The sequence below is a fragment of the Ferrimonas kyonanensis DSM 18153 genome (assembly GCF_000425405.1).
GTDB lineage: Bacteria > Pseudomonadota > Gammaproteobacteria > Enterobacterales > Shewanellaceae > Ferrimonas > Ferrimonas kyonanensis.
This window is the reverse complement of sequence record NZ_KE384364.1, coordinates 261934-272786: the sequence shown is the minus strand read 5'-3', so window position 1 is coordinate 272786 and position 10853 is coordinate 261934. Positions and strand designations below refer to the sequence as shown.

The window sequence follows — 10853 nt, the reverse complement described above, 5'->3', positions numbered from 1 at the left end:
ACCGAGGAGCTGGAGTCGTCGCTGGGCAGTCAGGCAGCCGGCGGCCACCTGACTGGGCCGGGTCAGCCGGCGCTGTATTGTTCCAGTTGCGCCCGAATGGCGGCGGGCAGCGTGGCTTTGCACTGGTTTTTGAAGTCGAACACCACTACCTCGGCACTGCCGATGGTGGTGATGCATTGCTGCGATTCACTGAAGATGTGGTACTCCATGGTGAAACGGTCATCCTGAAGATCCTTGATCAGGGTGCCAACGTGCAGGGTGTCGGGGAAGGTCACCGGGCGCTTAAAGCGACACTGGGTCTGGGCCAGAATGGGACCGATGCCGGTCGCCTGCATCTCTTTCATCAGGCCGATTTGATGAAAAAAATCGATACGTGCAGTTTCGAAATAGCGGAAGTAGACCACGTTGTTGACGTGCTGAAGGGCGTCCATTTCACCCCAGGCAACGCGAATGGGGGTGTGAATGGGAAAGTCCCGTTTGAAAGCGTCCATACTTTTAAAACACCTGTTTAGAATGAGTGTTTCACTTTATCATCGCTCGCATAAAAAACAAACAGGCCACCGCAAGGGTGGCCTGAACAGAGTCTAACCGGTAGTTGGATTACCTCAGGTCGATGGCATCCTGTTGCTGACTCTGGGGGGCTTCACCGGCCATCTCATCGACAATGGCGGCACAGACCGCATCGCCGGTGATGTTGAGGGCGGTACGGATCATGTCAAAGATACGATCCAGGGCGAACAGCAGCGGCAGGCCTTCGATTGGAATGCCGGCAGCCAGCAGTACGGCCACCACCAGGAAGGAGGGGCCAGGTACACCGGCTTGACCGACCGCACCCAGGGTGGAGGTCAGGATGATGGCGACATACGCCCCCAAGCCCAGGTCGACATGGAATGCCTGGGCGAAGAATACCGCCACCAAGCCGTAGTAGATGGCATTGCCGCTCATGTTGATGGTGGCGCCCAGAGGCAGCACGAAGCTGGATGTCGAGTTGCGAATGCCCAGCTCTTTTTCACACACATCCATGGTGACCGGTAGCGTTGCCATGGAGGACGCGGTGGACAGAGCCACGGCCTGTGGCTTCTTCATGGCGGAGATGAACTTGTTGACCGGGATTCGGGTCAGGGTTTTGATCATTGCCGGGTAGAACAGGAAGCCGTAAATCAGGATGGTGGCCACGTACACCAGGAATAGGTTCATGACCGTGCTCAAGGCGGCAAAGCCGAACGTGCCTACCGCTTCTGCCATTAGGCCAAAGACGCCGATGGGAGCGATCTTCATGACCACGTTGATCATCCATACGAAGGCATCGACAACAGTATTGATGCCGTCGATCAGCGGCTGGGAGCGGTCGGCTTCCACTTTAGACAGGCCAATGCCGAAGAACAGGCAGAACACCAGAATCTGCAGGATGTTGCCGTCATTGAGGGAGGAGAAGACGTTGGTGGGAATCATGCCCACCATGGTGGCCCAGAAGGTCGGCAGTTCACCCTTCGCAGCCAGGTTGCCTTCGTACATGGCACTGACGGAGGAGAAGTCGATGCCGATGCCCGGCTGAAAGATCTCACCCATGGCCAGGGCCAGGGCTACCGCCACGGCGGAGGTGAGGCCGAAGAAGCCCAGGGTGGTCAGGCCGACGCGACCGGCGGCGTGGCTGTTACCCAGTCCGGCGGCGCCACTGATGATGGCCACGGCCACCAGGGGGATCACCAGCATCTTGATCAGATGAATAAAGATACTACCCAGCGGGGCAAATACCGCTGCACTTTCTCCCATGGCGATACCCACCAGGGTACCGATGATCATGGCGATGACCACCTGAATGCCAATGTTGCCTAACAGGCCTTTCGTCTTTTGCACGGGTAACACCTTTGTTGCGAAAATGTTGGAATATTTGGGTTTTTATCTTGCTGAGTGACTCTGTGGTGGTCACTTCTGTTGTTTTCGGTTTTGGTTTTACTCTCTTTGTATCGGTTTTTCAAACGGGAGGATACGAAAATGCTACTCGGATAAGAAAAAAGCATGTCACCCGCGCTGGTTTTTATAATGCTCAATTAATCGGCATTTTTCCTCAAGGAGATAAACGCTTAATTAGCTTAATTTTCAGATTGTTACACTGAAGTTGAACGGTTTTCATTTCGTCGCTCTGACCCGCAGCAAAAAAAGCCGCGGCAGCGATGAAATGGCCGCGGTTCGAGTGCGGTCTGTTATCGCAACGAGCGGGCCGCTGGCGCGCTGAAATTGTGACCCATGGACTGATATTGATGAATGTGATTGCTGCGTTTTCCCGTCTCCGCCTGAGTGAGCAGGCCCTTCGGCGCTACCTGGTACTGGTGCTGTCTGTGTATTTAATCTGGCTGGGGGGGCTGAAGTTGACCCCCTCCGAGCTGAAAATGAGCGACTACTGGTTGTCCAACAGCAGCCTGTTTGCGCCGTTGTTGCAGTGGCTGCCGCTGAAGACTCTGGCGCTGTTGATGATGGTGGCGGAGGTGCTGGCAGGCGTGCTGGTGTTGACGGGATTGTGGGGCGGGCGTCAGGCCTTCCTTGGGGCAGCGATGGCGATGGTGATTTTTGGCTTGAATCTGCTGTATCTGTTTACCAATCCGATTTTTGTCGAGGGCTGGGGCTTTCCCTACCTTGGGGCCGGTCAGGGGCTGATCAAATACCTGTCGATGTTGGCGGTGGCTGGGTATCTGTTTGTGGATCTGGGGCATCAGTCCGGACGGTTCGCCTGGGTTGAAGCTGGCAAAGGGCTGATGACCCACCTGGCCATGATGGGCATTGTGCTGGTGATGGGGTGGATCGGCTTTCTTAAATTTCACAGCTACGAAGCGGAGGGCATCGTTCGACTGATGGAGTCGAATCTGTTGTTCAGTTGGACCTACGATCTGTGGGATGTCCAGGGGGCCTCCAATTTCATTGGCAGCGTGGAGTTACTGTTTATGGGGTTGATTGTTTGCTTCCCCGTCAGTCGGGTGCTGGGGTGTCTCGGCGTGGCTGGCATCGCCGCGACGGCCTTGGGGACGCTCAGTTTTCTGTTTTCCGTGCCAGGCTGGAACCCGGAGGATCAGTTTCCGCTGCTGAATGGAACCGGGGTGTTTATTCTGAAAGACCAGTTGTTGCTGGCAGCGGCGCTGATTCTCTGGCATCGATATCCTCCCGGTGAAGATTGTTAATTAGAAATTTCTTGATAAGATATATCTAAATTAATTAAACAGGCTCTGTGAGCCAATGACCAAGGAAAGGGACGATGACAGCGAAGGAATGTGTAAGGTGCGCCTGGGTAGTGTTGGCTGCAACCCTGCTGCCACTGCAGGGGCAGGCAGAGCCGCTGGAACAGCAGGCATTGCAGGAGAAAGGCCTGGCACTGATTGCCGAGTTTGCCGGCACCCTGAAACCGGCACTGATGCAAGCGATGCAGCAAGGAGGGCCGGTTGCCGCGGTGTCGGTGTGCGCGGAGCAGGCGCCGCAGATGGCCGCCGAACTGGAGGCGCGCAGCGGCTGGCAGATTAAACGCCTCAGCCTGAAGCCGAGAAACCCGCAGGCGGGCGCGGCCGATGGCTGGGAGCGTCAGAGTCTGCTCGCGTTTGAACGGCGCCATGCCGACGGTGAACCGGTATCTGAATTACTGGCCAGCCAGTACGATGAACAGCAGTATCGGCTGATGAAAGCCATCGCCATTCAGGGGCCTTGCCTGACGTGTCATGGCGCCAATGTGGCACCGCAGCTGGCAGAGGCCATCGACAGCCTCTATCCCGATGACCACGCTCGAGGCTATGAGCTGGGACAGGTTCGGGGTGCCTTCAGCGTGGTGAAGCGGTTTTGATCTTGCTAAAGGACAGCAACAACGGCGCCCGAGGCGCCGTTGTTGCGATGGCGGGTTAGCGGGTGGACAGATCGTCCACTTCCACTTTCAGTTGGTAGACTTCCCGTTGTTCCACCGGAATTCGAATCACCAGCCCGGGTTTGCTGCTGCCAGGACGCAGGTAGGTATCGGCCATCCGTTTGATGGAGCGCCATACCGGAACCGTATCATCGGCCAGAATCTGGCCATGTTCATCCATGACTCGAATGCTGAGGTCAATCTCAACGATCGATTGCCGCCCTTGGTTGGTAATGGCAGTGAAGATCACCAGTTCACCGCCTTCGTAGCTGGCGTGGCCCAGGAGGATGTCTGCGCCTGAGTCCGACAGCTGCATCACGTCTTTGTCTTGCCCTGGTACCACCTTTACGCCACTGGACATGGGTTTAGCCGGTATGCTGGTGGCGACTTTAGGCGGCGCGCTGCTCACCGGAATGGCCGCCACGGGGGCGCTGTTGCCGGCCTTCGGGGGGCTGTCGAGCTGAGGCTCTTTGGCCGGGGCCAGGTATTGCCAGGTAAAGTCGTCTCGCAGAATGACCTGGCGGCCATCCTCAAGAGTCAGAATTTGATCGGCGGCCTGAGCGCTGATGGCCATTAGCAGCGCCATGGCGGCGAGGGCAAGCTTGCTTCGCATAGGGGTGTCCTTGAAATGATTCTTGCCGCAGACTAGCAGATTTTAAAAAACACTGCTGCAACCTATTGCCGACCGGGCTGACAAATTCAGCAACATTGGCACCAACGCGGACTTTTTTTCCTGATTTAGTGAATTTTTCCTGCAATTCCATCACTCTAGATTGCGTGCACCGTTTTCTGGTGGTGCACCCGCTGGGGCAGGAAGGCCCTTCGCTTTGTCGACAACAAGGAGTGAGTATGTCGAGCGCTGCATTGTTTCACACCCGTTATCCCATCATTCAGGCGCCGATGGCCGGTGTTCAGGATTACCAACTGGCGGCGGCGGTCAGCAACGCCGGTGGCTTGGGGTCTCTGCCGTGTGCCATGTTAACGCCTGCCGCATTGAGTGAGCAGTTGGCACGCCTGGCCGAGGTCTGCGACGCGCCGGTCAATCTGAATTTTTTCTGCCACTCACCGTCGGCAGCGTCGGCTTCGGCCGAGCGGCGTTGGCGCCATCGATTGCAACCTTATTTTGAGCAGTTTGGCGGCAGCACCGACGGGCTTGCCGCGGGACCCGCCAGGCAGCCGTTCAGTGCCGAGATGGCGGCGGTGATAGCCGAGTACCGACCGGCGGTGGTCAGTTTTCATTTCGGGCTACCGAATGAGGCGCTGTTGTCGCGGGTGCAGAGCTGGGGCACCAAGGTCATCGCGTCAGCCACCACGGTGGAGGAGGCGCTGTGGCTGCAGGCTCACGGTGCCGATGGCATCATTGTTCAGGGACTGGAAGCCGGAGGTCACCGGGGCCACTTCCTTCGCTCAGATCTCAGCCTGCAATCCGGTTTGATGGCGCTGCTGCCTCAGGTGGTGGCGGCGGTGTCACTGCCGGTGATCGCCGCCGGTGGCATTGCCGATCGCCAGGGTGTGGCTGCTGCCCTGAAGCTGGGGGCCTCGGCGGTGCAGGTAGGCACCGCATTTTTGCTCTGTGATGAAGCGAAAACCAGTGAACTCCACCGTCAGGCCCTGCAGAGCCCAGCGGCCGGTCATACCACGTTGACTACGCTGTTTTCCGGTCGCCCGGCCCGCGGCATTGTCAATCGGGTGATTCGGGAATTGGGGCCCCGACCGGAGGGAGTGCCGGCGTTTCCCCATGCCAGTGGGGCCATTACTGCCCTGAGGCAACTGGCTGAAGCTCAGCACAGCAGCGATTTTTCACCCTTGTGGTGTGGGCAGAATGCCAGTGGCTGTCGGGCGATTCCGGCGGCGGCCCTGCTGGAAGGGCTGTTGCCGAAGTCGTAGCGCTTGCTGTGCCGAGGTTATTCGGTGCTGGTGTCAACAGGGGGCTGTTTGCGTCGATAGTGGCTTTTTACCAGGGCATTGAGCAGCACTTCGGAGTCGACCAACTCAAACTGCTGTGGCGTTTCCAGTTCATTGAACAGGGGCACGCCGCCTCCAAGCAACACCGGCACCTGAGTCAGAATCAGCTCATCGATCAGCCCCGCCTGCAGGAAGCGCTGTACGGTGACGCCGCCATCGATATAGAGGTTGCTGTATCCCAGCGTTTTGAGTTCGTTGCAGATCTGAACCGGCTCCCCCTGAATCAACTGCACCCGGTCGCTGAGGTGGTCAGGCACCGAGGTCAGGGTGCGGCTGACGACGAAGACCGGTTTGTTGTATGGCCAGGGGCAGTTAAATCCAAGCACCGTATCAAAGGTGTTTCGGCCCATCACCAGCGCGTCCACACGGGCCATGAAGTCGGCAAAGCCGAAGTCATCGTGATTCGGATTAGGGGGGCTGTGCAGCCACTCCAGGCCTCCCTGACGATCGGCGATGTAACCATCGAGGCTGACTCCGAGATAGACGGTATTCATAAATGCTCCTTACCCATTTGCAACTCAATGACACTAATTCTACAATGTAGAATTGTTGGGTGAAGCATAGAGAGGAGCATCAATGGTTGTCAAGGGCAAACGGCGCGGCCGGCCGCTGTCGAGTCAGTCGGGGTTGTCGGCAGAGCGGATCATCGAACAGGCACACCGGCTGTTGTTGAGCGAGGGCAAGGTCCCCAGTCTGCGCGCCTTGGCGGCGCAGCTTCAGGTGGATGTCATGGCGTTATACCATTACTTTCCCAACAAGGCAGCGCTGCTGGAGTCGTTGTGTTGCACTCTGGTGTCGAGTGTCTATCAACCCGAACAGGGCCAGAACTGGCGGCAGGAGTTGACCCGCCTGAGCCAAAGTTATCTGCAGCTGCTTGCCGATCACAGTGGCCTGCTGCAGACCCTGCTGTCCATGACCAGTACCGGTCCGGCACAGGTCTTTGGTGAGCGCTTTGAGCAGGCGTTGGCCCCATTGGCACTGACGCCAGACCAGCAACAGCAGGCGCTGTGTCTGTTGGTGGATTACCTGCATGGTTTTGCCTTGGCGCTGCATGCCGGTCCTGAAGGTCTCAGCCTGGAGGACCTGAATGGCCCCCTCGACTTCTACCTGGACAGTTTGGCGCTGAGGCAAAACCGATTCTAGCCATGCAGCAGCGGCGCCAGCCATTTTTTAGCCTGCTCCAGACTCCAGCCTTTGCGGCGGGCGTAGTCTTCGAGCTGATCCTCGCCGATGTCGGTGACGCCAAAATAGCGGGATTCAGGATGGGCGAAGTACCAGCCTGACACCGCTGCCGTCGGGTACATGGCGTAGCTTTCGGTGATCGCCAAGCCGATGCGCTGCTCCGGTTGCAATAATTGCCACAATAGCCCTTTTTCGGTGTGATCCGGGCAGGCGGCGTAGCCGGGCGCCGGACGGATGCCCTTGTAACGCTCACGGATCAGATCGCCGTTGTCCAACTGCTCGTCGGCGGCATAGCCCCAGAACTCTTTGCGGACCCGCTCGTGCATTCGCTCGGCAAAGGCCTCGGCCAGCCGATCCGCCAGCGCCTTGAGCATGATGGCACTGTAGTCGTCGCCGGCGGCTTCAAAGCGGGCGATGTGAGGCTCGATGCCAATGCCGGCGGTGACGGCAAAGGCGCCCATGAAGTCCCGTTTGCCGCTGGTTTTGGGGGCCACAAAGTCGGACAGGGCAAAGTTGTTGTTGCCTGCCCGTTCGATCTGCTGGCGCAGCATATGCAGGGTGGTCAGGGTGGATTGCCGCGATTCATCCTCATAGATCTCGATGTCATCGTGATCGACGCTGTTGGCTGGGAACAGGCCGATGACCGCGGCGGCGCTCAGCCACTTCTCCTCCATCAGGCTCGTCAGCATGGTGCGGCCGTTGTCGTACAACTCCCGGGCTTCCTGACCCACCTTGGGGTGATCAAAGATCTCGGGGTAACGGCCATGCAGGCCCCAGCTGCGGAAAAACGGTGTCCAGTCGATGCGCTCAATCAGATCCTCCAGCGGGTAGTCCTTAAAGACGCGAATGCCGGTTTGCTGAGGGGCAAACGGGGTGTACTTATCCCAGTCAATCTGATTGCGGTTGTCCCTGGCCTGCTGCAGGCTGACCAGGGTTTTGCGTCGTCCCTGGGCCTCGCGTTTGGCCTTCAGCTCGGCGTAATCGGCATAGACCTCCTCCACGAAGGCCCGGCGCTGGCTCTGGTCGATCAGTTTGGCCACCACCGGCACCGTTCGGGAGGCGTCAGGGACGTACACCGCCCCGGCCGGGTAGTGCTGATGAATTTTTACCGCGGTATGGATCTTGGAGGTGGTGGCCCCGCCAATAAAGCAGGGAATATCCAGCCCGGCCTTCTGATAGGCTTTGACGTTGTGAATCATCTCGTCCAGGGACGGGGTGATCAGCCCGGACATGCCGATGGCGTCGGCGTTTTCGGCGATGGCGGTTTCGATGATCTTTTCCACCGGCACCATCACCCCTAAGTCCACCACCTCGTAGCCATTACATTGCAGCACCACCGCAACGATGTTCTTGCCAATGTCGTGCACGTCCCCTTTGACCGTGGCCATCACCACCTTGCCGGCGGAACTGACCTCTTTCTTGGAGGCTTCAATGAAGGGCGTCAGGTGGGCCACTGCCTGCTTCATCACTCGGGCAGATTTAACCACCTGAGGCAGAAACATGCGGCCGTCGCCGAACAGATCCCCCACCACATTCATGCCGTCCATCAGCGGGCCCTCAATGACTTCGATGGGCTCTTTGGCCTGCAGCCGTGCCTGTTCGGTGTCCTCGATGATGAACTCGGTGATGCCCTTAACCAGGGCATGTTCCAGCCGCTTATTCACCGGCAGGCTGCGCCACTGAGCATCCTTGGGGTCCTGCTGCTGCTTGCCGTCGCCGCGGTAGTCATCGGCCACCGCCAGCAGCCGCTCGGTACCATCGGGGCGCCGGTTGAGGACGATGTCTTCCACCCGCTGTCGCAGCGCTTCGGGAATGTCGTCGAAGATCGCCAACTGACCGGCGTTGACGATGCCCATGGTCAGCCCGGCGTGGATGGCGTGATAGAGGAACACCGCATGAATCGCTTCCCTGACCGGGTTGTTGCCCCTGAAAGAGAACGACACGTTGGAGACGCCGCCAGACAGCAGGGCATGAGGCAGGGTCTGCTTGATGGTACGACAGGCTTCGATGAAGTCGACGGCGTAGTTGTCGTGCTCCTCGATGCCGGTGGCGATGGCAAAGATGTTGGGATCGAAGATGATGTCCTGAGGGGGGAACCCCACCTGTTCGGTCAGCACTCGGTAGGCGCGGGTGCAGATCTCCACTTTTCGCTGGTAGGTGTCGGCCTGGCCCTGTTCATCAAAGGCCATCACGATGGCGGCGGCACCATAGCGGCGAATCAGCGTCGCCTGGCGAATAAACTCCGCTTCCCCCTCTTTCATGGAGATGGAGTTGACGACCCCCTTGCCCTGAATGCACTTGAGTCCCGCTTCCAGTACCTCCCACTTGGAAGAGTCGATCATGATCGGTACTCGGGCGATCTCCGGTTCCGATGCGATCAATTTCAGGAAACGCTCCATGGCGGCGACGCCATCCAGCATCCCTTCGTCCATATTGATGTCGATGATCTGGGCGCCGTTCTCTACCTGTTGGCGAGCGACCGACAGGGCGGTTTCGTAGTCCCCCTCCTTGATCAGCCGCAGGAACCGGGCCGAGCCGGTGACATTGGTACGCTCGCCCACGTTGACGAACAGCGAGTCGGCGCCGATGGTGCAGGGCTCCAGCCCCGCCAGCCGACAGGCTACCGGAATCTGCGGCAATGCCCGGGGCGGATGTGCCGACACCGCGTCGCGAATCGCTCGAATGTGCTCCGGCGTGGTACCACAGCAGCCACCGACGATGTTGAGCCAACCTTCCGCAGCCCATTGTCCAATGATGTCGGCCATCTGCTGCGGCGTTTCATCGTACTCGCCAAACTCGTTGGGCAAGCCGGCGTTAGGGTGGGCCGATACCGGGCAGTCGGCGATGCGGGACAGCTCTTCGACGTAGGGGGTCAGCTCCTTGGGGCCCAGGGCACAGTTGAGACCGATGGCGACGGGCTTTATGTGATTCAGGGAGTTATAGAACGCCTCGGTGGTTTGGCCGGTCAGGGTGCGGCCGGAGGCATCGGTAATGGTGCCGGAGATCATTACCGGCAGGGAGCGTCCCAGTGACTCAAACAGCGTATCGATGGCAAACAGGGCCGCCTTGGCATTGAGGGTGTCGAACACGGTCTCCACCAGCAGCAGGTCGGCGCCGCCGTCGATCAGCGCCCGGGCGGACTCGCTGAAGGCGTCCACCAGTTGATCGAAGCTGACGTTGCGGTAGCCGGGGTCGTTGACGTCCGGGCTGATGGAGCAGGTTCGGTTGGTGGGGCCCAGTACCCCGGCCACGAAGCGAGGCTGGCCGGTCTCGGCGGCCACCTCATCGGCGGCTCGGCGCGCCAGCCTGGCAGATTCGTAGTTGATCTCCTTCGACAGCGATTCCATCTGGTAATCGGCCATGGCGATGGTGGTGCTGTTGAAGGTGTTGGTTTCGATGATGTCGGCGCCGGCCAGCAAGTACTGGCGATGAATGCCGTGAATAATCTCCGGTTGGGTCAGTGACAACAGATCGTTGTTGCCCTTCAGCTGACAGGGCCACTGGGCGAAGCGATCGCCCCGGAAGTCGTCCTCCTCGAGTTGATGGCCCTGAATCATGGTCCCCATGGCGCCATCGAGAATCAGAATGCGTTGCTCGAGGAGGTGTTGCAGTGTTGTCGCCATGATGCCGTCCCTATTTACTTCAAATAGACATTTATCCGTTTAGACGTCTATCTTAGCTAAGGCGGCGGCCACTGAATAGCCCCTGTTGCAACTTTTTTGGCCGCTGTTATCGATTCATAGCCGATAGCGATGACCGGGCAAGTAAATCGTTCACTGGGGACTTGGCTATCAATTTCGACGACTATAGAATTGTTCAAAACCAC

At 58.7% G+C, this 10853-nt stretch carries 9 protein-coding genes; 4 read left to right on the top strand and 5 right to left on the bottom strand.

The features are described from left to right. Window positions 1-62: 62 nt before the first annotated feature. The gene (locus tag H598_RS0116785) at window positions 63-491 is read right to left on the bottom strand and encodes an acyl-CoA thioesterase (protein WP_028114032.1); all 429 of its coding nucleotides are present in this window, start codon (window positions 489-491) and stop codon (window positions 63-65) included. 109 nt (window positions 492-600) lie between these two features. After that, window positions 601-1857, bottom strand: a complete 1257-nt coding sequence (locus H598_RS0116780; RefSeq protein ID WP_028114031.1) for a dicarboxylate/amino acid:cation symporter — start codon at window positions 1855-1857, stop codon at window positions 601-603. Window positions 1858-2261: 404 nt separating this feature from the next. On the opposite strand from H598_RS0116780, the gene H598_RS0116775 reads away from it, so the two are divergent. Both H598_RS0116775 and H598_RS0116770 read left to right on the top strand, forming a co-directional pair. Next, entirely contained in the window at window positions 2262-3173 is a 912-nt protein-coding gene (locus tag H598_RS0116775) for a DUF417 family protein (protein WP_035416063.1), read from the top strand. A 74-nt stretch (window positions 3174-3247) separates the two neighbouring features. After that, on the top strand, window positions 3248-3823 hold the full coding sequence (locus tag H598_RS0116770; protein WP_035416062.1) for a Tll0287-like domain-containing protein: 576 nt from the start codon (window positions 3248-3250) through the stop codon (window positions 3821-3823). A gap of 55 nt (window positions 3824-3878) precedes the next feature. Here the strand turns inward: H598_RS0116770 and H598_RS0116765 are convergent, their stop codons facing one another. After that, a complete protein-coding gene (locus tag H598_RS0116765) occupies window positions 3879-4493 on the bottom strand; it encodes a DUF3157 family protein (protein WP_028114028.1) in 615 nt (204 codons plus the stop codon). A 236-nt stretch (window positions 4494-4729) separates the two neighbouring features. On the opposite strand from H598_RS0116765, the gene H598_RS0116760 reads away from it, so the two are divergent. Then, complete coding sequence (locus H598_RS0116760; protein WP_028114027.1) at window positions 4730-5767, top strand: NAD(P)H-dependent flavin oxidoreductase; 1038 nt, start codon at window positions 4730-4732, stop codon at window positions 5765-5767. Between the two features lie 17 nt (window positions 5768-5784). Here H598_RS0116760 and H598_RS0116755 read toward each other — a convergent pair whose 3' ends face one another. Beyond that, entirely contained in the window at window positions 5785-6339 is a 555-nt protein-coding gene (locus tag H598_RS0116755; RefSeq protein WP_028114026.1) for a dihydrofolate reductase family protein, read from the bottom strand. An 82-nt stretch (window positions 6340-6421) separates the two neighbouring features. On the opposite strand from H598_RS0116755, the gene H598_RS0116750 reads away from it, so the two are divergent. Continuing rightward, a complete protein-coding gene (locus H598_RS0116750) occupies window positions 6422-6988 on the top strand; it encodes a TetR/AcrR family transcriptional regulator (RefSeq protein WP_028114025.1) in 567 nt (188 codons plus the stop codon). Here H598_RS0116750 and metH read toward each other — a convergent pair. Further along, the gene (gene metH, locus H598_RS0116745) at window positions 6985-10650 is read right to left on the bottom strand and encodes a methionine synthase (RefSeq protein WP_028114024.1); all 3666 of its coding nucleotides are present in this window, start codon (window positions 10648-10650) and stop codon (window positions 6985-6987) included. The two genes, H598_RS0116750 and metH, sit on opposite strands and share 4 nt — an antisense overlap. Window positions 10651-10853: the final 203 nt, after the last annotated feature.